The 21,743-nt window shown below is 70.6% G+C and carries 19 protein-coding genes; 13 read left to right on the top strand and 6 right to left on the bottom strand.

Features of this window, described 5'->3' with window-relative positions:
- The first annotated feature begins 63 nt into the window (after positions 1-63).
- The 8 genes from HQ603_RS12155 to HQ603_RS12120 all read left to right on the top strand — a co-directional run bounded on the left by HQ603_RS12155 (position 64) and on the right by HQ603_RS12120 (position 9,954).
- A complete protein-coding gene (locus HQ603_RS12155) occupies positions 64-1,416 on the top strand; it encodes a reverse transcriptase family protein (protein WP_261773754.1) in 1,353 nt (450 codons plus the stop codon).
- Positions 1,417-1,528: 112 nt separating this feature from the next.
- The gene (locus HQ603_RS12150) at positions 1,529-3,232 is read left to right on the top strand and encodes a VanW family protein (protein ID WP_222684787.1); all 1,704 of its coding nucleotides are present in this window, start codon (positions 1,529-1,531) and stop codon (positions 3,230-3,232) included.
- A 104-nt stretch (positions 3,233-3,336) separates the two neighbouring features.
- Positions 3,337-3,831 (top strand): flavin reductase family protein, encoded by a 495-nt coding sequence (locus HQ603_RS12145; protein ID WP_222684786.1) that lies wholly within the window; start codon positions 3,337-3,339, stop codon positions 3,829-3,831.
- 76 nt (positions 3,832-3,907) lie between these two features.
- A complete protein-coding gene (locus HQ603_RS12140) occupies positions 3,908-5,482 on the top strand; it encodes a carboxyl transferase domain-containing protein (protein ID WP_222684785.1) in 1,575 nt (524 codons plus the stop codon).
- A gap of 8 nt (positions 5,483-5,490) precedes the next feature.
- Positions 5,491-7,506 (top strand): acetyl-CoA carboxylase biotin carboxylase subunit, encoded by a 2,016-nt coding sequence (locus HQ603_RS12135; protein WP_222684784.1) that lies wholly within the window; start codon positions 5,491-5,493, stop codon positions 7,504-7,506.
- The gene (locus HQ603_RS12130) at positions 7,503-8,663 is read left to right on the top strand and encodes an acyl-CoA dehydrogenase family protein (RefSeq protein ID WP_222684783.1); all 1,161 of its coding nucleotides are present in this window, start codon (positions 7,503-7,505) and stop codon (positions 8,661-8,663) included. The genes HQ603_RS12135 and HQ603_RS12130 overlap by 4 nt, the downstream gene beginning before the upstream one ends.
- A gap of 47 nt (positions 8,664-8,710) precedes the next feature.
- Entirely contained in the window at positions 8,711-9,142 is a 432-nt protein-coding gene (locus tag HQ603_RS12125; RefSeq protein WP_222684821.1) for a MaoC family dehydratase, read from the top strand.
- Positions 9,143-9,168: 26 nt separating this feature from the next.
- Complete coding sequence (locus HQ603_RS12120; RefSeq protein ID WP_222684820.1) at positions 9,169-9,954, top strand: HpcH/HpaI aldolase/citrate lyase family protein; 786 nt, start codon at positions 9,169-9,171, stop codon at positions 9,952-9,954.
- Positions 9,955-10,316: 362 nt separating this feature from the next.
- On the opposite strand, the gene HQ603_RS12115 is transcribed toward HQ603_RS12120, so the two are convergent.
- From HQ603_RS12115 to HQ603_RS12100, 4 genes are all read right to left on the bottom strand, one after another.
- On the bottom strand, positions 10,317-10,796 hold the full coding sequence (locus HQ603_RS12115) for a DUF4383 domain-containing protein (RefSeq protein WP_222684782.1): 480 nt from the start codon (positions 10,794-10,796) through the stop codon (positions 10,317-10,319).
- A 131-nt stretch (positions 10,797-10,927) separates the two neighbouring features.
- On the bottom strand, positions 10,928-12,763 hold the full coding sequence (locus HQ603_RS12110; RefSeq protein WP_222684781.1) for an acyl-CoA dehydrogenase: 1,836 nt from the start codon (positions 12,761-12,763) through the stop codon (positions 10,928-10,930).
- Positions 12,764-12,895: 132 nt separating this feature from the next.
- A complete protein-coding gene (locus HQ603_RS12105) occupies positions 12,896-13,498 on the bottom strand; it encodes a class I SAM-dependent methyltransferase (RefSeq protein ID WP_222684780.1) in 603 nt (200 codons plus the stop codon).
- Positions 13,498-14,583 carry a CaiB/BaiF CoA transferase family protein gene (locus tag HQ603_RS12100; RefSeq protein ID WP_222684779.1) on the bottom strand — a complete coding sequence of 362 codons (1,086 nt, stop codon included), beginning with the start codon at positions 14,581-14,583 and terminating at the stop codon, positions 13,498-13,500. Before HQ603_RS12100 ends, HQ603_RS12105 begins: the two co-directional genes overlap by 1 nt.
- 378 nt (positions 14,584-14,961) lie before the next feature.
- Here HQ603_RS12100 and purT point away from each other — a divergent pair, with 378 nt between their 5' ends.
- From purT to HQ603_RS12085, 3 genes are read left to right on the top strand one after another with little or no spacing between them, the layout of a single operon-like run.
- Positions 14,962-16,119, top strand: coding sequence for a formate-dependent phosphoribosylglycinamide formyltransferase (purT, locus tag HQ603_RS12095; protein ID WP_371831047.1), 1,158 nt, complete (start codon positions 14,962-14,964; stop codon positions 16,117-16,119).
- Between the two features lie 10 nt (positions 16,120-16,129).
- On the top strand, positions 16,130-16,609 hold the full coding sequence (locus HQ603_RS12090; RefSeq protein WP_222684777.1) for a DUF456 domain-containing protein: 480 nt from the start codon (positions 16,130-16,132) through the stop codon (positions 16,607-16,609).
- Positions 16,610-16,654: 45 nt separating this feature from the next.
- Complete coding sequence (locus HQ603_RS12085) at positions 16,655-17,398, top strand: alpha/beta fold hydrolase (protein WP_222684776.1); 744 nt, start codon at positions 16,655-16,657, stop codon at positions 17,396-17,398.
- Positions 17,399-17,427: 29 nt separating this feature from the next.
- Here HQ603_RS12085 and HQ603_RS12080 read toward each other — a convergent pair whose 3' ends face one another.
- Complete coding sequence (locus HQ603_RS12080) at positions 17,428-18,162, bottom strand: amidohydrolase family protein (protein ID WP_222684775.1); 735 nt, start codon at positions 18,160-18,162, stop codon at positions 17,428-17,430.
- Between the two features lie 74 nt (positions 18,163-18,236).
- On the opposite strand from HQ603_RS12080, the gene HQ603_RS12075 reads away from it, so the two are divergent.
- On the top strand, positions 18,237-19,106 hold the full coding sequence (locus tag HQ603_RS12075) for an SMP-30/gluconolactonase/LRE family protein (protein WP_222684774.1): 870 nt from the start codon (positions 18,237-18,239) through the stop codon (positions 19,104-19,106).
- On the opposite strand, the gene HQ603_RS12070 is transcribed toward HQ603_RS12075, so the two are convergent.
- On the bottom strand, positions 19,103-20,482 hold the full coding sequence (locus tag HQ603_RS12070) for an FAD-dependent oxidoreductase (protein WP_222684773.1): 1,380 nt from the start codon (positions 20,480-20,482) through the stop codon (positions 19,103-19,105). The two genes, HQ603_RS12075 and HQ603_RS12070, sit on opposite strands and share 4 nt — an antisense overlap.
- A 169-nt stretch (positions 20,483-20,651) precedes the next feature.
- Between HQ603_RS12070 and HQ603_RS12065 the strand changes: the two genes are divergently transcribed.
- Positions 20,652-21,731 (top strand): alkene reductase, encoded by a 1,080-nt coding sequence (locus HQ603_RS12065; RefSeq protein WP_371831046.1) that lies wholly within the window; start codon positions 20,652-20,654, stop codon positions 21,729-21,731.
- Positions 21,732-21,743 lie beyond the last annotated feature (12 nt).

Below are 21,743 nucleotides of genomic sequence, written 5' to 3'. Positions count from 1 at the left end.
CACCCGTCTCGGGGGCAACCCTCGGGTACGAGAACACAGCCGATCACTGCGTCCGACGCAGGAATGCACGCTCCGCGTGCTGCGCTGCGCCGCCGACGGGAGAGCATGGTCGCCCCGGTCCCGCTGCCGCTCGCGACCGTGACTCCGCCGCCGGAGAACCCGCACTGGGCCCGCCACCACGTTCCGGTGATCGCGCCGCTGCTGGTCGACACCGCATGGACCCGCGCCTCGCTCGACGAGATGCTGGTGCCGTTCGGCCGGTTCCTCGACGTCGACACCCTGCGCGGTCGGCTGATGGACGCGATCACCGGTGCGCCCTACACCGTGGACATCGCGGTCCGCGTCCTGCTCGAGGCGGGGTATCCCGGTCCGCCGCCGCGCATCTCGATCCCGCGGGCTCCGGTGGTGGTGCGGCCGTGGCGGTTCGACGTGCCGCGGTACGCGACGGCGGCCGAACTCGCCGCCTCCCTGGACGTGACCTTGGACGAGCTGGACTGGTTCGCCGATCTGCAGGGCCGGTTGCGTCGCGCACCGACTCCGCTCCGGCACTACCGCGCGGTGACGATCCCCAAGAGCGCCGGCGCGCACCGCCTCCTCGAGATCCCGAAGCCGCGGCTGCGCGAGATGCAGCGCCGCGTCCTCCGTCGCATCGTCGACCGCATCGAGCCGCACGACGCCGCCCACGGATTCCGGCGAGGCCGCGGCGTCCACACGTTCGCCGACCCGCATCGGCAGCAGGACGTCGTCATCCGGATGGACGTGCGGAACTTCTTCCCGACCATCACGTTCGCGCGCATCCGCGGAGTCTTCGCCGCCTGCGGTTACCCCGATGCAGTCGCCGCGGTCCTCGCCGGCATCTGCACGACGTCCCTGCCCGTGGACGAGGCCCGGCCGCTGCCGTGGCGGGAGGCGGCCGACCTGCGCGGGCGACACCTCCCGCAGGGCGCCCCGACGTCGCCGGCGCTGGCCAACCTCGTGGCACGCGGCGTCGACCGCCGCCTCGCCGGACTTGCCCGCGCTCGGGGCCTGGCCTACACCCGGTACGCCGACGATCTGGCCCTCTCCGGCCCGTCGTCGACCGACGTTCGGACCGTGATCGGCTCCGTCGACCGCATCCTGCGGCAGGAGGGGTTCACCCCGAACGCGGCGAAGACGCGGGTACGACGCTCCCACCGGCGCCAATCGATGACCGGCCTCGTGGTCAACGTGTCCCCGCAGGTGCCGCGGGAGGAGTACGACGCGCTGCGCGCCCTGCTCCACAACTGCCGTCGGACCGGTGCCGCGGCGCAGAACCACGACGGTGTCCCCGACTTCCGGGCGTACGTCCTGGGACGGGTCGCGTGGGTGGGAGAGTCGAACGACACCCGACGACGGCGGCTGCTCGCCCTGGCCGACGAGGTCGACTGGGCGTCCTGACGAGCGGCCGCTGTAACGCTTCCCCGCCCGCCCCGATAGAGGGGGTGGCTCCGCAGTGCTGCCCGACCCCCGACCCGGCAGCGCTGCGGGGCCTTCTCGGTAGGCTCGGGCCGTGTATCAGCAACACTCGCGCACGTCGTCGACGTGGAAGCCCGTGGCCGTGGTCGCCGGCGCCGTCGTCGCCGTGGGCGTCGCGCTCTACGCGGTCGACTGGTTCACCTCCAGCGGCGACATCCCCCGCGGCGTCACCGTCGCCGGGGTCGACGTCGGTGGCCGGAGCCCACAGGACGCGGAAGCCCTGCTGCGTGACCGCCTCGGTACCCGCGCCGACCAGCCGGTCACCGTGCGTGCCGACGACGCCACCGCCGAGATCGTCCCGGCCGCCGCCGGCCTCGGGATCGACTGGGTCGGCACCCTGGACCGCGCGGGTGACCAGCCGTTGTCCCCGATCACGCGGGTGACGTCGTTCTTCGGCTCGCGCGAGATCGGCGTCGTCTCCTCGGTCGACGACGCCGCCCTGACCGCCGCCGTCGAGAACCTCCGTCCCGTCGTGGACCGGGCGCCCGTGGAGGGCGACGTGGTGTTCGACGCGGCCACGCCGGTGCCGGTGCCGGTGCCGCCGGTGACGGGCCGGACGTTGGACGTCGACGCCGCCGCCTCGACCCTGCAACGTGACTGGGCGACGGGGGAGACCGTCGACCTGCCCTACGACGAGCAGGCGGTGACCGTCTCCGAGGACGCCGTCCGCGAGGCCGTGGACGAGGTGGCCGCGCCCGCCGTGTCCGCCCCGGTCCTCGTGACGGGCCGAGAGAACGCCACCGCCGCGCTCCCGCCCGAGCGAGTCGGCGAGGTCCTGCGGTTCGAGCCGAACGGTGACGGCGGGCTGGACCCGGCCTACGACACCGACGCCGCGATCCGCATCCTCGCGCCCGGACTGGCCGACACGGAGACGCGCCCGGTGAACGCGCGCTTCGACTTCTCGTCGGGACGGCCCGTCGTCGTGCCGTCGCAGGAGGGCGTGGCCGTGCAATGGCCGCAGACGCTCGAGAACCTCCCCGACCTGCTGGCCGCCGACGGGCCCGCGCGGTCCGTCGACGCGCAGTACGGACCGCAGGCGCCCGCGGTGACCACCGAGCGGGCGAACGGACTCGGCATCCGGGAAGTGGTGGCCGAGTACACCACCGGCGGGTTCGAGTACGCGTCCGGCGTGAACATCGGGCTGACCGCGGACATCGTGAACGGTGCCGTCGTGGCCCCCGGCGAGACGTTCTCGCTCAACGGCTACACCGGCCCGCGCGGGACGGCGCAGGGCTTCGTGGAGTCCGGCATCATCGACAACGGTCGGCCGGACCGCGCCGTGGGCGGCGGGATCAGCCAGTTCGCCACCACGCTCTACAACGCCTCCTACTTCGCCGGGATGGAAGACGTCGAGCACACCGAGCACAGCTACTACATCTCCCGCTACCCCGAGGCGCGGGAGGCGACGGTGTTCGAGGGCGCGATCGACCTGAAGTTCCGGAACCCCTTCGAGACCGGCGCGGTGATCGAATCGTTCGCCGATTCGTCGTCGGTCACCGTTCGGATCTGGGGCACCAAGACCGTCGACGTCGAGTCGATCACCGGGTCCCGGTCCGCACCGACGTCGCCGGACACGATCCGACTGCCGCGCGGCCCGCAGTGCATCGCGTCGAGCGGCGCGCCGGGCTTCACCACGAGCGACACCCGCGTCGTCACCGATGCCGCCACCGGGGCCGAACTCTCCCGCACCACCCGCACCGTGAAGTACGACCCCGTGCCCATCGTGAGGTGCGAGTAGCGCGAGTCCCGCTCACGGTGATCCGAACCCCCTGCCTGTGACCTTGCACGGTCCACCCCCGTGGGTGGTGGCGGCGGGATGAGCGCGGACCTACCGTGGAGTTCATGAGCCTCGCCTCCACCACCGACCTCGACCAGGACACGTTGCGCCGGGCGTACGGCACGTTTCCCAGCGGGGTCGTCGCGATCGCGGCGCAGATCGACGGCGAGCGCGTGGGGTTGGCGGCGAGCAGTTTCGTCTCGGTGTCGATCGACCCGCCCCTGGTGGCCTTCTGCATCCAGAACACCTCCGGCACGTGGCCGCGCCTCGCGGCGGCGTCGCACCTCGGCATCAGCGTGCTCGGCGAGGCGCACGACGTCGCCGTGCGGACCCTCGCGGCCAAGACCGGCGATCGTTTCGCCGGCCTGACCACGTCGACCAGCGACGACGGCGCGGTGTTCGTCGAGGGGGCGTCGGCGTGGCTGGACACCACCGTCGAGCAGCAGATTCCGGCCGGTGACCACGCGATCGTGCTTCTGCGGATCCATGGTCTGGACGTGCACAGCGGCGTAGCCCCCATCGTGTTCCAGGGAAGTCGGTTCCGCCGCCTCGTCGAGTGAGCCCGGGCTCGTGGACTTTCGGTTAATCATCGTTTACCGTCTTGGTTAAGGGCGATTAACCGAGAGACGGTGGCACATGACGGTGAGGACGGGCGCGTACCGCGATGCGCACCTGGCGCTGGTCGACGACCTGCGGGCAGCGACGGAGAATGCGGCGCGCGGCGGCAGCGAGAAGGCCCGCGCGCGACACGTCGACCGCGGCAAGTTGCTCCCGCGTGACCGCGTCGACACGCTGATCGACGACGGCAGCCCGTTCCTCGAGGTTGCCCCGCTGGCCGCGAACGGGATGTACGACGACGCGTGCCCCGGCGCCGGCGTCGTCGCCGGGATCGGGCGGGTGGCCGGCCGCGAGGTGATGGTGGTGGCCAACGACGCCACGGTCAAGGGCGGCACCTACTACCCGATGACCGTCAAGAAGCACCTGCGTGCGCAGGAGATCGCGCTGCAGAACCGGCTGCCCTGCGTCTACCTGGTCGACTCCGGCGGCGCGTTCCTGCCCATGCAGGACGACGTGTTCCCCGACCGCGAGCACTTCGGCCGCATCTTCTACAACCAGGCGACCATGAGTGCGCAGGGCATCGCGCAGATCGCGGCCGTGATGGGCTCCTGCACCGCCGGCGGCGCCTACGTCCCCGCGATGAGCGACGAGGCCGTGATCGTGCGGAACCAGGGCACGATCTTCCTCGGCGGCCCGCCGCTGGTGAAGGCCGCGACCGGCGAGGTCGTCACCGCGGAGGAACTCGGCGGCGGCGACGTGCACGCCAAGGTCTCCGGCGTGGCCGATCACCTCGCGGCCGACGACCGCGATGCGCTGCGCCGCGTCCGCGCGATCGTCGCCACGCTGGGGCCGAAGTCCGATACGCCGTGGGAGACCGTCGAGCCACGCCCGGCGGCCGACCAGACCGAGCTGTACGACGTCGTCCCGACCGATCCGCGCACACCGTACGACGTGCACGAGGTCATCACCCGGCTGGTCGACGCCGGCGAGTTCGCGGAGTTCAAGGCCGAGTACGGCACGACGCTGGTGACGGGCTTCGCGCACATCGCGGGGCACCCCGTCGGCATCGTCGCCAACAACGGTGTGTTGTTCGGCGAATCCGCCGTCAAGGGAGCACATTTCATCGAGCTGTGCGACAAGCGCAGCATCCCGTTGCTGTTCCTGCAGAACATCACCGGCTTCATGGTCGGCCGGGAGTACGAGGCCGGCGGCATCGCCAAGCACGGCGCCAAGATGGTCACCGCCGTCGCGTGCGCTCGGGTGCCGAAGCTGACCGTGGTCATCGGCGGCTCCTACGGCGCGGGCAACTACTCGATGTGCGGGCGCGCGTATTCGCCTCGCTTCCTGTGGATGTGGCCGAACGCGCGGATCTCCGTCATGGGCGGCGAGCAGGCGGCGTCGGTGCTCGCCACCGTGCGCAGCGATCAGCACTCCGCATCGGGTGAGCCGTGGACCGAGGAGGACCAGGAGCGGTTCAAGGCCCCCATCCGCGCGCAGTACGAGGAGCAGGGCAACCCCTACCATTCGACCGCGCGGTTGTGGGACGACGGCATCATCGACCCGGCCGACACCAGAACCACACTGGCGCTGGCACTCTCGGTCTGCGCGGGCGCGCCCTTGCCGCCCGTGTCCTACGGCGTCTTCAGGATGTGACGGCAGCTATGACCCCCGACATCACCACCGTGCTCGTCGCCAACCGCGGCGAGATCGCCGTCCGCGTGTGTCGGACGTTGCGACGGTTGGGCATTCGATCCGTCGCGGTGCACAGCGACGCCGACCGCGACGCCCTGCACGTGCGCGTCGCCGACACCGCGGTGCGCCTCGGCCCGGCCGCTGCGCGGGAGAGCTATCTGAACATCGACGCGGTGATCGACGCCGCGCGCCGCAGCGGTGCCGACGCGATCCACCCCGGCTACGGATTCCTCTCCGAGAACGCCGAGTTCGCGGCGGCGTGCGATCGCGCAGGCATCGCGTTCGTCGGCCCGCCCGCCGGGGCGATCCGCACGATGGGCGACAAGATCACCGCCAAGAAGGCCGTGTCCGCGTTCGACGTCCCGGTCGTGCCCGGCATCGCCGAGCCGGGGCTGACCGACGACGAGCTGGTCGCCGCCGCACCGGAGATCGGCTTCCCCGTCCTGATCAAGCCGTCGGCCGGCGGCGGCGGCAAGGGCATGCACGTCGTCGAGTCGGCGGAGGCGCTGCGGCCGGCGCTCGAGCGGGCGCGGCGCGAGGCGGCGTCGTCGTTCGGAGACGACACGCTGTTCCTCGAGCGATTCGTGTTGTCCCCGCGGCACATCGAGGTCCAGGTGATGGCCGACGCGCACGGCTCCGTCGTGCATCTGGGCGAGCGGGAATGCTCGCTGCAGCGTCGGCACCAGAAGGTGATCGAGGAAGCCCCGTCGCCGCTGCTCGACGAGGCCACCCGCGCTCGCATCGGCGAGGCGGCCTGCGCGACGGCCCGCAGTGTGGACTACGTCGGCGCCGGCACCGTGGAGTTCATCGTCTCCGCCGACGCGCCGGACGAGTTCTTCTTCATGGAGATGAACACCCGTCTGCAGGTGGAACATCCGGTGACCGAGGAGGTCACGGGGCTCGACCTGGTCGAGCTGCAACTGCGCGTCGCGGCCGGCGAACCGCTGCCGATCACGCAGGACGACGTGACCCTCACCGGCCACGCCGTCGAGGCCCGCATCTACGCCGAGGATCCGGCGCGCGGGTTCCTGCCCACCGGCGGCACCGTCGTCGGGCTCGTGGAACCGTCCGGACCCGGTGTACGCGTGGACTCCTCGCTGTCCGTCGGGTCCGTGGTGGGCAGTGATTACGACCCGATGCTGTCGAAGGTGATCGCCCGCGGCCGGGACCGGGCCGACGCGTTGCGGATCCTGACCCGGGCGCTGGCGGACACCGCGGTGCTCGGTGTCGGCACCAACGTCGACTTCCTGACCTACCTGCTCGGCACGGACGACGTGATCGCCGGGCGACTCGACACCGGGCTGCTCGACCGCGTCGTCCCCGACTACGCTGCCCCCGACGTCGCCGACGAGTCTCTGATCGCCGCGGCGACCTTCCGGTGGGCGTCGTCGTGGCCCACCAGCGAGGTCGACCCGTGGACCGTCCCGTCGGGATGGCGTGCGGGGGGACGTCGGGCGCCGATCACCGTCGTGGTCGACGACGGCACCACGCGTCGCGTCGTGACCTTCTCCGGGACCCCGGCCGACGCCGTCGTCACGGTCGACGACGGACCGCAGCGATCGCTGTCGGTGTCGGTGGCAGGAGACCGGGTCGGCGTCGTGCTCGACGGTCTCCGGACGACCGTGACCGTGGTCCCCGACGCGGACTCCCTGTGGGTCACCGGTGCGGGCGGTGGCCGCCGGCTCCGTGTCGCCGCGGAGGTCGACCTCGCCGAGGCGGACGCGGCCGCGACGTCCGACGAGATCCGAAGCCCCATGCCCGGCACCGTGATCGCCACCCCGGTGGCCGACGGCGCCGAGGTCCGCGCCGGCGACGTGGTGGTGGTCGTCGAGGCGATGAAGATGGAACACGCACTCACGGCTCCCGCCGACGGTGTCGCTCGGGTGTTCGTCACCCGAGGCGACCAGGTCGCCGTCGACCAAGTTCTGGCGCAGCTGCGCACCGATACCACCCCTGATTCGACCGCCAAGGAGAACGCGGCATGACCCACCTCAGCACTGGCTCCCTGCCCGACGAGTACACCCAGCTGGCCAAGACGGTCCGCGACTTCGCCCGCACCGTCGTGGCACCCGTTGCCGCGCAGCACGATCGGGACCACACGTTCCCGTACGAGGTCGTGCGGGGCATGGCCGACATGGGCCTGTTCGGTCTGCCGTTCCCCGAGGAGTACGGCGGCATGGGCGGCGACTACTTCGCCCTCTGCCTGGCGCTCGAGGAACTGGGCAAGGTGGACCAGAGCGTCGCCATCACCCTCGAGGCCGGAGTCTCCCTGGGGGCGATGCCGGTGTACCGGTTCGGCACCGAGGCGCAGAAGCAGGAATGGTTGCCGCGCTTGACGTCCGGACAGGCGCTGGGTGCCTTCGGCCTGACCGAGCCCGGAGCGGGCAGCGACGCCGGCGGCACGCGCACCACCGCCGTGCGGGACGGCGACTCCTGGGTGATCAACGGCTCCAAGCAGTTCATCACCAACTCGGGTACCGACATCACCGAGTTGGTCACCGTCACGGCGGTCACCGGCCGGGACGCGTCGGGCAAGGCGCAGATCTCCTCGATCCTCGTGCCCACGACCACAACGGGTTTCGAGGCCGGACCGGCCTACGACAAGGTGGGATGGAACGCGTCCGACACCCATCCGCTGACCTTCACCGACGTGCGGGTGCCCGCCGAGAACCTGCTCGGTGAGGAGGGGCGCGGGTACGCGGGATTCCTGCGCATCCTCGACGAGGGCCGCATCGCGATCGCCGCACTGGCGGTCGGCGCCGCACAGGGCTGCGTCGACGAGAGCGTCAAGTACGCCCGCGAGCGCGAGGCGTTCGGCACCGCGATCGGACGCAACCAGGCCATCGCGTTCAAGATCGCCCGCATGGAGGCCCGTGCCTACACCGCCCGGACGGCGTACTACGACGCCGCCGCACTCATGTTGGCCGGCAAGCCCTTCAAGAAGGAAGCGGCGATCGCCAAGCTGGTGGCGTCGGAGGCCGCGATGGACAACGCCCGCGACGCCACCCAGATCCACGGCGGCTACGGGTTCATGAACGAGTACGCGGTGGCGCGGCACTACCGGGACAGCAAGATCCTCGAGATCGGCGAGGGCACCACCGAGGTTCAGCTGATGCTCATCGCCCGTCAGGTGGGGCTGTGACCGGCGAGCCGGTCCGGGTCGTCCAGCGCGGCCTGTGGTTCGACGAGATGGAGATCGGCACCGTCTACGAGCACCGGCCCGGGCGCACGATCACCGAGGCCGACAACGTTCTGTTCACCACGCTGACGATGAACACGCAGGCGCTGCACCTCGACGCCGCCTACGCGGCGGACACCACGTTCGGTGAGCGCCTGGTCAATTCGATGTTCACGCTGTCCACGCTGGTAGGGCTGTCCGTGGCGCAGCTGACGCAGGGCACCATCGTCGCCAACCTCGGGTTCTCCGACATCGCGTTCCCCAAGCCGCTGTTCCACGGCGACACCCTGTACGCCGAGACGCTGATCGCGGCCAAGCGCGAGTCGTCGTCGCGGCCGGGAGAGGGCATCGTGACGTTCGAGCACACCGGGCGCAACCAGCACGGCGTCGTCGTGGCGACGGCCACGCGGAGGACGTTGGTGCGCCGGGAGCCGAGCGCGTGAGTGCAGGTCCCGTGAGCCCCGTCTGGATGTTCTGTCCCGCCGATCGCCCCGAGCGGTACGCCAAGGCGGCAGCCGTGGCCGACGTGGTGATCCTCGACCTCGAGGACGCCGTCGCGCCCGCCGACAAGGAGGCGGCCCGGGCGGCGGTGATCGACACCCCGCTGGACCCGGCTCGGACCGTGGTGCGGGTGAACGCTCGGACCACCGACGAGTTCGCCGCCGACCTCGCCACCCTCGACCGCACGTCGTACCGCCGGGTGATGGTGCCCAAATGCGAATCGGCCGAGGACGTTCGGGCTCTGGGCGGTCGCGACGTGGTCGCCCTGATCGAGACGCCGCTGGGTGTGGCGCGCGCGGCCGAGGTCGCCGCGGCCGAGGGGGTCGTGGCCGTGATGTGGGGTGCGGAGGATCTGATCGCGGCGCTCGGGGGCGAGTCCTCGCGCTGGGCCGACGGAAACTACCGGGACGTGGCGCAGCACGCGCGGTCGTCGGTGCTGCTCGCGGCGAAGGCCTTCGGGCGGGCGGCACTGGACTCGGTCTACCTCGACATCGCCGACCTCGACGGGCTCCGTGCGGAGACCGACGACGCCGTGGCCGTGGGGTTCGACGCCAAGGTGGCGCTGCACCCGACCCAGGCCACGGTGATTCGAGAGTGCTACACCCCGTCTCCGGCCCGAATCGACTGGGCGCGGCGGGTACTCGCGGCCGCGGACTCGGAGCGAGGGGTGTTCACCGTGGACGGGAAGATGGTCGACGCGCCGGTGATTCGGCACGCCGAGCGCATCCTCCGGTCGTCGCCCTCACCGGGGTGAGCGCGCAGGTTTCCGGCACCCTCACCGGTTGCAGCCTGAGCGTGTGACCAGAAGCCGAGCAGGTGGGGGCTCGAAGTTGCTCCGCCTCCAGCAACTTGCTTCGGTTGTAGCAGGAGCAGGTTGCTGAAACCGGAGCAAGTTCACTCCTGCTCGGGTTCCCGCCACCCTCACCGGTTGCAATTCGCGGAGGTGACCGGAAGCTGAGCGGGTGGGGCTCGAAGTTGCTCCGCCTCCAGCAACTTGCTCCGGTTGTAGCAGGAGCAGGTTGCTGAAACCGGAGCAAGTTCACTCCTGCTCGGGTTCCCGCCACCCTCACCGGTTGCACCCCGCGGAGGTGACCGGAACCCGAGCAGCTGCCCGCCCTACCGCCGCGGCGTCGCGGTGGTGGCGGTCCGGACGGCGCGAGGCAGGACGAACCCCAACGCGATCATGCCGACCCCGAGGACCAGGTGCAGCCAGTTGTCGGCACTGTTGACGGGCACGAAGTTGGCCGAGCTGTCGTGGTCGATCAGCAGTCCGTACACGAAGAGCACGAGGTAGATCACCCCGCCGCCGATGAGGTACGTCCGCGCGCTCGCCGGGGTGCGGGACAGCGCGATGCCCGCGACCCCGAAGAGCAGGTGCACCAGGTTGTGCAGGATCGACACCGCGAAGATTCCGAGCAGCATCGCGCTCGAGTGATGTCCGGCGAAGCTCAGGCAGTCGTAGTTCGTCGTGATGCCCGGGACGAAACCCAGGATTCCGACCGCCAGGAACACGATGCCCACCAGAAGGGCACCCCATTGCACCGGTGAGCGCCCGTAGCCCGGCCGCGCGCCCACGGAGCCAGTGTTTGCTGCCATCGTCGTCCTCCTCGATCACCGACCGGGCCTGTCCCGGCGGTGCGGACGTATTGCCGCTCGACGGCCCCGCAAACGCCTCGGCCGCACCATTCCAGGAATGGTGCGGCCGAGGGGTGGGAGGAACGGACGAATCAGAACGCGGCTTCGTCGAGCTCCATCACGTCGTTGTCGAGATCGCTGAGGATCTGACGGGTGCTGGTGAGACGCGGCAGGATGTTCTTGGCGAAGAAGGACGCCACGGCGACCTTGCCCTCGTAGAACGGCTTGTCCTTCTCGCTGGTGCCGTTGTCGAGCGCGGCGATGGCGATCTCGGACTGGCGCAGGAGAAGCCAGCCGATCATCAGGTCGCCGACGCTGAGCAGCAGACGCACGGAGCCGAGGCCCACCTTGTACAGCTCGGTGGGCTGCTCCTGCGCACCCATGAGGTGCTGGGTGAGCGTGGCCACCATGCCCTGGACGTCCTCGAGCGCGGTGTTCAGCAGGGCGCGCTCGCTCTTGAGGCGACCGTTGCCGGCCTCGCTGTCGATCCACGACTTGATCTGCCCGGCAACGTGAGCCAGGGCGACGCCGCGGTCACGGGCGATCTTCCGGAAGAAGAAGTCCTGCGCCTGGATGGCCGTGGTGCCCTCGTAGAGCGAGTCGATCTTGGCGTCGCGGATGTACTGTTCGATGGGGTAGTCCTGCAGGAAACCGGACCCGCCGAGCGTCTGCAGACTCTGCGCGAGCTGCTCGTACGCGACCTCGGAACCGACGCCCTTGACGATCGGCAGCAGCAGATCGTTCACGCGGTACGCGGTGTCCTTGTCCGCGCCCGAAACGTGCTGCGCCGCAGCCTCGTCCTGGTGCGCGGCGGTGTAGAGGTACACCGCACGCAGACCCTCGGCGTAGGCCTTCTGCGTCATCAGCGAACGACGGACGTCGGGGTGGTGCGTGATGGTGACGCGCGGCGCGGCCTTGTCGGTCATCTGCGTCAGGTCGGCACCCTGGACACGCTGCTTGGCGTAGTCCAGCGCGGTGAGGTAACCGGTGGAGAGCGTCGAGATGGCCTTGGTGCCCACCATCATTCGCGCGTGCTCGATGACGTCGAACATCTGCGCGATGCCGTTGTGGACGTCGCCGACCAGCCAGCCCTTGGCGGGAATGCCGTGGCCGCCGAGGGTCAGCTCACACGTGGCGGAGACCTTCAGGCCCATCTTGTGCTCGACGTTGGTGACGAAGACGCCGTTGCGCTCGCCGAGTTCGCCGGTCTCGGAATCGAAGTGGAACTTCGGGACGAAGAACAGCGACAGGCCCTTGGTGCCCGGCTTGCCGCCCTCGGGGCGAGCCAGAACCAGGTGGAAGATGTTCTCGAACAGGTCGTCCGAGTCGGCCGAGGTGATGAAGCGCTTCACACCCTCGATGTGCCAGGTGCCGTCCTCCTGCTGGATGGCCTTGGTGCGGCCGGCACCCACGTCGGATCCGGCGTCGGGCTCGGTGAGCACCATCGTGGCGCCCCAGTTGCGCTCGGAGGCGAACTGCGCCCAGCGCTTCTGCTCCTCGTTGCCGTTGTCGTAGAGGATCTGTGCGAAGCCGGGGCCGGCGGCGTACATGAACGCGGCGGGCTGGGAGCCGAGCAGCATCTCCGCGACGGCCCAGAACACCTGGCGGGGGGCGGGCAGGCCGCCGAGCTCCTCGTCGAGGCCGAGGTGGTCCCAGCCGGCCTCCTGCAGCGCGCGGTAGGACTTCTTGAACGACTCCGGCAGCGTGACGGTGTGCGTCTCCGGGTCGAAGGTGGGCGGGTTGCGGTCCGCGTCGGCGAAGGACTCGCCCAGCGGGCCCTCGGCGAGGCGACGGACCTCGACCAGCATCTCCCGTACCGTGTCGACGTCCAGGTCGCCGAACTCGCCCGACGCGAGCGTCTTGTCGAGGGCGTAGAGCTCGAACAGGTTGAACTCGAGGTCTCGCAGATTGCTCTTGTAGTGGCCCATGTGACTGCGTCTCCGTACTAGGTGGTGCGGTCCGCCCTCGTCGGTACCGCCTTCGGTGAGCACCCGGCGCTTGCTACTCGCCAGTAACTTGACGCCATAGTACGCCGACGGCGAGACCCTGCCAACAGGGGATTACTCGTCGGTAACCGACGCCACCAGAACGGTGTCGAGTGCGGTCGCGTTACCCACGCGCCGGGGTGTGCGGGCCGCCCGAATCACGGTCGCGCCGTCCGGCAGGTCGACCACGAGATCGCCTGGTGTGTACAGGATTTCGACGTCCGTCGGACCCGGTGCGCCCGTCGACGGATTGTCGACGTGGTGACCGACCACGATGAGGATTCCCTCATGTTTCAGCGCCCCGATCGCGGCGCCCAGCACGGCCCGTCGGGAGTCCGGCGGCAGGTGCAGATACGACGCGAGGACGAGGTCGTACTCCCGCGGCGGGACGAGCGTCGTGACGTCCGCCTGAACCCAGCGGATGCGTTCCCGAATGGACCGCGTCGCGGTCGCGGCCACCGATGCCGCCCCGGACAGTGCCACGGCACTGAAGTCGACCGCGTCGACCTGCCACCCCCGCATCGCCAACCACAGAGCGTTGCGGCCGTGCCCGCAGGCGAGGTCCAACGCCCGCCCGCGCGGACGCGAGGTGACGAACTCGACCAGGACGTCGTCGGGCGGCGACCCGGGCGACGGGGTCCGTCCGTCGTACTTCGCGTCCCAGGCGGCGGCGTCCATCAGGTCCAGATCTCGTCCGGATCCGCCGCGGTGCGGGCCGGGCCCTCCGGCTGCGTCGGCACGGTCCGCGAGAACCGCGGCGCCGGGGCGTGCTGGGTGATGCCGTCGACGTCGACGAGGTTCTCGCGGGCCGCCATCTGCGGATGCGACGACGCCTCCCCGAACGTGAGCACCGGCGTCACGCACGCGTCGGTCCCGTCGAAGGTGGCGGCCCAGTCGTCGCGGGTGCGGGAGGCGAAGACGTCGGTGAAGGTCGCGCGCAGCTCGGGCCACCGCGCGCGGTCCAGCTGGTGCGGCAGCGCGGTCGGGTCCAGGCCCAGACCCTGCAGGAGCGCCGCGTAGAACTGCGGCTCGAGCGCCCCCACCGCGACGTGCTTGCCGTCGGCGGTCTCGTACGTGTCGTAGAAGGGGGCGCCGGTGTCGAGGAGGTTCGCGCCCCGCTCGTCGGACCACATCCCGATGCCGCGCCAGCCCCAGATCATGTGTGACAGCGCGACGGTGCCGTCGACCATCGCGGCGTCGATCACCTGTCCGCGACCCGACGACGCCCGCTCCACCAGCGCCGCCAGAATGCCCGTGACCAGGAACATCGAGCCACCGCCGAAGTCGCCGACCATGTTCATCGGCGGCACCGGGCGCTCGCCTTCCCGCCCGATCGCGTGCAGCACGCCGGTCACGGAGATGTAGTTGATGTCGTGGCCGGCCGTCTGCGCCCACGGCCCGTCCTGACCCCACCCCGTCATGCGGCCGTAGATCAGGCGCGGGTTGCGGCCCGTCGTGTCCTCCGGCCCGAGGCCCATGCGCTCGGTCACGCCCGGGCGGAACCCTTCGATCAGGACGTCGGCGCGGTCCACCAGTCGCTGCACCCGGTCGAGGTCGGCGGGATCCTTGAGGTTGGCCTCGACGATGCGGCGGTTCCGGATCAACGGATCGCCGGTCGCGCCCTCGCCCGGCAGCGCACCCGCGCGCTGCACTCGCACGACGTCCGCGCCCAGATCGGCGAGCAGCGTCGCGGCGTGGGGTCCCGGACCGATGCCCGCGAGTTCGACGACCTTGATCCCGGCCAGAGGCCCACCTGAAGTCATGCGCCGACCCTAACGACGCGCGGGAGCGGTGGCCGTGACCGGATCGTGCGGGTGGGGGGACCGAGTGGTCGTGGACCGCCCCGTCCCGTCGAATCTGCTCAGGTTCCGGTCACCTGCACCGGTTGCAACCGGTGTGGTTGGCGGGAACCTGCGCAGGTGGGAAGTTGCTTCGGTTCCAGCAACTTGCTCCGGTTACAACCGAAGCAGGTTGCGGAAAGGGGAGCAGGTTCGTGGACCGCCCCGTCCCGTCGCACCTGTGCAGGTTCCGGTCACCTGCACCGGGTCAGCAGATCCGTCGTGTCCGCCATGCCCGTTAGCATGCCTGCTGTGACGACATTCCGGCTCGGAACTCCGCTGTCCCCGTCCGCGACCAAGGTGATGCTGCTGGGCTCGGGTGAGCTGGGCAAGGAGGTGATCGTCGCGCTGCAGCGGCTCGGGGTCGAGGTGATCGCCGTCGACCGGTACGCCGACGCGCCCGGCCATCAGGTGGCGCACCGTGCGCACACGGTGGACATGAGCGATCCCGACGCCTTGCTGGCCGTGATCGACGCCGAGCGCCCGCATCTGATCGTCCCCGAGATCGAGGCCATCGCCACGGACGCGTTGGCCGTCGTCGAGCAGCGCGGCGTCACCACGGTGGTGCCGACGGCGCGCGCGACGCAGCTGACGATGAACCGGGAGGGCATCCGTCGTCTCGCGGCGGAGGAGTTGGGGTTGCCGACGTCCCCCTACGGTTTCGCCGACAGCGTCGACGAGATGCGGGAAGTCCTGTCCCGCACCGGGTTTCCGGCGGTGATCAAGCCGGTGATGTCGTCGTCGGGCAAGGGTCAGTCGGTGGTGCGAGGTGACGACGACGTCCAGGCGGCGTGGGATCACGCGCAGGCCGGCGGCCGCGTGGCGCTGGGACGGGTGATCGTCGAGGGTTTCGTCGACTTCGACTACGAGATCACGCAACTCACGGTGCGCGCCTCCGACGAATCCGGCGAGATCGAGACGTACTTCTGCGAGCCGATCGGCCACCGGCAGGAGTCCGGTGACTACGTCGAGTCGTGGCAGCCGCAGCCGATGTCGCCGGTCGCGCTGGAGGCGTCGCGCGAGGTGGCCCGCACCATCACGACGGCGCTCGGCGGGCGGGGGGTGTTCGGCGTCGAGCTGTTCGTGCAGGGCGACGACGTCTTCTTCTCCGAGGTCAGCCCGCGCCCGCACGACACCGGCCTGGTCACGCTGGGGACGCAGCGGCTCTCGGAGTTCGAGCTGCACGCCCGCGCGATTCTGGGCCTGCCCGTGGACACCTCGCTGCGTTCACCCGGCGCGTCGGCCGTGATCTACGGCGGCCTCGACGAGGTCGGCATCGCGTTCGAGGGTGTCGACGACGCACTGCGGGTCCCCGAGTCCGACGTGCGGCTGTTCGGCAAACCGGAGAGCTTCGCCCGACGACGCATGGGCGTCGCCTACGCGACGGCCGCGGACGTCGAGACCGCCCGGGAGCGTGCGCGCACCGCGGCGAGTCGGGTGCGGCCGGTCTCGGCGACGTGAGCGATCCGTCGTGAGTCCCGCCGGCGAATTGCTCGTCGGGCTGGCGATCGTCGTCGGTCTGATCGGCGTCGTTGTGCCCGTCCTGCCGGGGGTGCTGCTGATTCTCGCCGCCATCGGCGTGTGGGCGTTCCTCACCGCGACGACGACGGCGTGGACGGTGTTCGGGGTGGCCGCCGCGGTGCTGGTGGTGGCGGGCGTCGTGAAGTACCTGTGGCCGGGCCGACGCCTGCGGGACGCCGGGGTGCCGACGCGCTCGATCGTCGTCGGCGGGGTGGTCGGCATCGTCGGGTTCGTCGTCGTCCCGGTGGTGGGGCTGTTCCTCGGCTTCCCGCTGGGGGTGTTCCTGGCGGAACTGCCGCGCAGCCGCACGGCGGGGTCGGCGTGGCGGTCCGCGGTGCACGCCACCAAGGCGGTGGGCCTGTCGATCCTGGTCGAACTGTTCGGGGCGCTCCTCGCCGCCGGCACCTGGTTGCTGGCCGTCGTGCTCTGACGTTCGGCCCTTCCTTCCGGACGGCCCGGGCGCGACCATCGAGGGATGACCTCGAACCCGGCCTCGTCACCGCACCGACCTGCCTCCCGCGACGTCGTCCTCGTCCCCGGCCACTGGCTCGGCGCATGGGCGTGGGACGAGGTGGTCGCCGCTCTCACCGATCTGGGCACCCGGGCGTGGCCGATCACGCTGCCGGGCCTCGACCCCGACGACGACCTGCGCGCGTCGAGAACCCTCGACGATCAGGCCGCGGCCATCGAGGAGTGCCTCGTGCGGGCGGGCGAGGGCCGTGCGGCGGTCCTGGTAGCGCACAGCGGGGCGAACGCGCCGGCCTGCCTGGTCCTCGACCGGCACCCCGAGCTGATCCATCGGATGGTGTGGGTCGACTCGGGGCCGGTGACGTCCGGCAGCGCCGCCGACCCCGCCGCCGACGGCGACCGACCGCTGCCGCCGTTCGACGTACTGGGGCAGCAGGCCGGCCTCGAGGGACTGAGCGAGGAAACGCTCGCCCGGTTCCGGGCGGACGCCGTGGACCACCCGGCGACGACCCTGCGGCAGGCCGTGCACCTGACCAACGACGCGCGCCGCCGCACGCCGACCACCATGGTGTGCTGCTCGATACGCAGTGAGCGGATGATGGAGCTCGCCCGGGCGGGCCACCCCATGTTCGCCGAGGTCGCGCACCTCGAGAACCTGGATTTGGTCGACCTCCCGACGGGCCACTGGCCCCTGTGGAGCCGTCCCGCCGACCTCGCCCGCATCCTGCACGACGTGGCGACGGCCGACTGACCCCCGCGCGCAACCCCCGGCCGGCGGCCCTACCGCTGCCGGTACCAGGCCCGCGCGTTGCCCACCAGTACGGCCTGCAGGTCACCGCCCACGGCCTCGGCGATCAGGTCGAGGTCGGCGGGGTCGAACGGGCGCCGCGCGCGGGTGCCCGGCAGGTCCGATCCGAACATCAGGGCGTCGGGGTTGACGGCGTGGATGCGGCGCATCGCCGAGACCGGGTCGTGCTGGATGCGGCCGAATCCCGACGCCTTCACCCGGACGCCGCGGTCGACGAGGTCCAGCAGATAGGGCATCGCGTCCTCGCTCATCCCGAGGTGGTCGACGCTCACGGCGGGCAGCTTGGACATCACGGGTTCGAGCGTGCGGAGCAGGCCCGCGTCGACGTAGAACTCGGCGTGCCACCCGGCGACCGCGTGGGCGCGCACGGCCTGGCGGGTCATGGTCGGCAGGTCCGAGACGCCCCGTCGGAGGTGGAAGCGCAGCGCGCGGACCCCGGCGCGGTCGAGCGCCGCGATGTCGTCGTCGGTGGCGTCGTCGCCGAGGTGGACCACCCCCACCCAGCCGGGACCGAGCTCGTCCAGCGCGGAGGTCAGGAACGCCGCGTCCTTCGACTGGAACGTGTCGGACACGACGGCTCCGCCGGTCACGCCGAGTCCGTCGACGTCGGCGAGGTAGTCCGCGACGGTGTACGACTCCGGTTGGTAGGTCTCGTTGTTCACCAACGGAAATCGAGGATCTCTGATGTGGACGTGGCTGTCGAACACGTCTGTCAGGATGCCTCACGGAGGCTTACGGCGTACGACCCACCGCGGATGGTGGACGAGAATCGAGGAGATCCATGAAGGCCGAACCGACCATCGTGCTGGAGGGCTACACCTACTTCGAGTGCCCGCGGTGGCACGAGGGGCGCATCTGGGTGTCCGACTTCTACACCGGGCAGGTGCTGTCCGCGACCGAGGACGGCGACGACGTCCGGGTGGAGGCGGAGGTGCCGGAGCAGCCGTCGGGCCTCGGCTGGCTGCCCGACGGTCGACTGCTGGTGGTGTCGATGCGGGACCGGAAGGTCCTGCGCCGGGAGACCGACGGCAGCCTCGTCGAGCACGCGGATCTCTCGGCGCACGCCACCGGTCACGCCAACGACATGCACGTCGACGCCGACGGCCGCGCGTACGTGGGCAACTTCGGCTTCGACCTGATGAACCTCGCCCCGATCGAGACGGCGTCGCTCCTGCGCGTCGAGCCCGACGGGTCGGTCCACGAGGACGCGACGGACTTGCACTTCCCCAACGGGATGGCGGTGACCGCCGACGGCGACCTGCTGGTCGACGAGACCCTCGGCAACAGGATCTCCGCGTTCCGGATCGGTGCCGACGGCGTGCTGGGCCCGCGTCGGGACTGGGCGGTGCTGGGGCCGATGCCGGAGTCGACCGACATGGCCACCGGGATCGGCGAGGTGGTAATGGCACCCGACGGCTGCGCGCTGGGACCGGACGGCACGCTGTGGGCGGCCGACGCGCTGAACCAGCGCATCGTGCAGATCCGCGAGGGCGACGGCGTCGTGGACGAGCTGGCCTTCGACACCGGCGTGTTCGCCTGCGGATTCGGTGGATCCGATGGGCGCACGCTGTTCGCGTGCGCCGCACCGGATTTCAACGAACACGCTCGCAAGGAGGAGCGTGAAGGACGCCTGCTGGCGGTCCGGATCTAGATCTTGTCGGGCTCGCTGGCGCGGAGCATGTCCTCGCGCTCGACGACCTTGACCCGCTCGCGGCCCTGGGGCTCACCCAGGCTGCGCTCGTGGGCGTCGAGCCGGTACCAGCCGTCCCACGTGGTGAACGGAATGTTCTTCGACTCGAGGAACGACGTCACCGCGTCCTCGGCGGGCTCCTCCGCGCCGGCGAACGACGGCGCGTCGGCCAGCAGGTTGGCGACGGTTTCGTTGGCGTCGCCCTTGGTGTGGCCGATGAGGCCCACCGGGCCGCGCTTGATCCAGCCGGTGACGTAGGTGGACGGGAACGGCGTGCCGTCGTTGTTCAGCACGCGGCCGGCCTCGTTGGGGATGGTGCCCGCGAGCTCGTCGAACGGCAGGTCGGCGATGTTCTGCGACAGGTAGCCGACGGCGCGGTACACGGCCTGGACGTCCCAGTCGGTGTACTTGCCGGTGCCCGTCACGTTGCCCGTGCCGTCGAGTTCCGTGCGCTCGGTGCGCAGTCCGACGACCTTGCCGTTCTCGCCGAGCACCTCGTGCGGCGACTCGAAGAAGTGCAGGAACAGCTTGTGCGGGCGGTCGCCCTGGTCGCGGATGGCCCAGTCCTGCAGGGTGTTGGCCACCATGTCGACCTGCTTGGACTCGCGACGGGCCTTCTCCGAGCCCTCGTCGTAGTCGATGTCCTCGGGCGCGACGATGACCTCGATGTTGGGCGAGTGGTCGAGCTCGCGCAGTTCGAGCGGGGTGAACTTGGCCTGCGCGGGACCGCGGCGGCCGAACACGTGCACCTCGACGGCCTTGTTGGCCTTCAGGCCCTCGTACACGTTGGCCGGGATCTCGGTGGGGAGCAGCTCGTCGCCGGTCTTGGCCAGCACGCGGGCGACGTCGAGCGCGACGTTGCCGACGCCGAGCACGGCGACCTTCTTTGCGTCGAGCGGCCAGGTGCGGGGCACGTCGGGATGGCCGTCGTACCAGGAGACGAAGTCCGCGGCGCCGTAGCTGCCGTCGAGGTCGATGCCCGGGATCTTCAGTTCGCGGTCGGCGTTGGCGCCGGTGGAGAAGATGACGGCGTCGTAGAAGCGGCGCAGCGTCGGCAGGTCGATGTCGGTGCCGTAGTCGATGTTGCCGAGCAGGCGGACCTGCGGCTTGTCGAGCACCTTGTGCAGCGCGGTGATGATGCCCTTGATGCGCGGGTGGTCCGGCGCGACGCCGTAGCGGATCAGGCCGAAGGGGGCGGGCATGCGCTCGAAGAGGTCGATGCTCACGCCGGGACCGGACACGTTGTGGTCCGACTTCATGAGCGCGTCGGCGGCGTAGATACCGGCCGGGCCGGCGCCCACGATGGCCACACGAAGCGGGCGGGTCTGGTCAGTCATCAGCGTGGATCTACCTAACGATCGAACGAGGCGGACAGCCAAGCATAAATGAACAGGTGGGGGCCGCGGTGCGCCAGGTCAGCGGTAGGGAATCGGCATCGAACAGTCGAGGCACCGTTGTGGCGACGAATAGAGACAGTCCGACGAAACCCCCGGAAAGGCACCACCCGTGACCGAACTAGGCCCCGACTCCCCGATTCTCCAGCCACTCGAGGCGGGGGCCATCGCCACCCGCAACCGCGTGTGGATGGCCCCGCTCACCCGCAACCGCAGTGAGCCCGACGGCACCCCGAACGATCTCAACGTCGAGTACTACCGGCAGCGGGCCGGCGCCGGACTGATCGTGTCCGAGGGCACGCAACCGTCCGCCGTCGGCAAGGGCTACCTGAACACCCCCGGCATCCACACCGACGAACAGCAGGCCGGCTGGGCGCGCATCGCCGACGCCGTGCACGGCGGCGGCGGACGAATCGTGGTGCAGCTGATGCACGCCGGACGCGTCTCGCACCCGGACAACACCGGAGAGGAGTCGGTCGCGCCGTCGGCGATCGCCCCCGGCATCGACATGGTCACCGCATCCGGGGAGCAGCCCATCCCGACGCCGCGGGCGTTGACGGCGGAGGAACTGCCGGGCGTCGTCGCCGAGTTCGTCGACGCGTCCCGACGCGCGATCGCGGCCGGTCTCGACGGCGTCGAGATCCACGCCGCCAACGGCTACCTGCTGCACCAGTTCCTCGCGGACGGCGCCAACACCCGCACCGACGCGTACGGCGGGAGCCCGGCGAACCGGGCGCGTCTGGTGGTCGAGGTGACCCGCGCCGTCGCCGACGCGATCGGCGCCGGACACGTGGGCATCCGCATCTCACCCGGGTCGACGGCCAGCGGCATCGCCGAGGACGACACGACGGGCGCCTACGAGGCACTGCTGGACGGCATCGACGGTCTCGGCCTGGCCTACCTGCACGTCCTCGTTTCGCCGGACGATCCGTTCCTCGGCAAGATCCGGTCCGCGTGGTCGGGTCCGCTGGTGCTCAACACCGGTTTCGAGAAGCCCACCACGCGGGAGGACGCGGTGACCCTGGTCGCCGACGGCGTGGCCGACGCGGTGACCGTCGGGCGCCCGTTCATCGCGAACCCGGATCTGGTGACGCGCTGGACCCACGACACCGAGCTGAACACTCCCGACGAGAGCACCTTCTACGGCGGCGGCGCCGAGGGTTACACCGATTACCCGACCCTGGAGGGGTGAGAGACTGCCGGG

This window comes from Rhodococcoides corynebacterioides (assembly GCF_019834675.1).
GTDB lineage: Bacteria > Actinomycetota > Actinomycetes > Mycobacteriales > Mycobacteriaceae > Rhodococcoides > Rhodococcoides corynebacterioides_A.
Note: the sequence above shows the minus strand (reverse complement) of the source record. Positions and strands in the feature narration are given on the sequence as shown.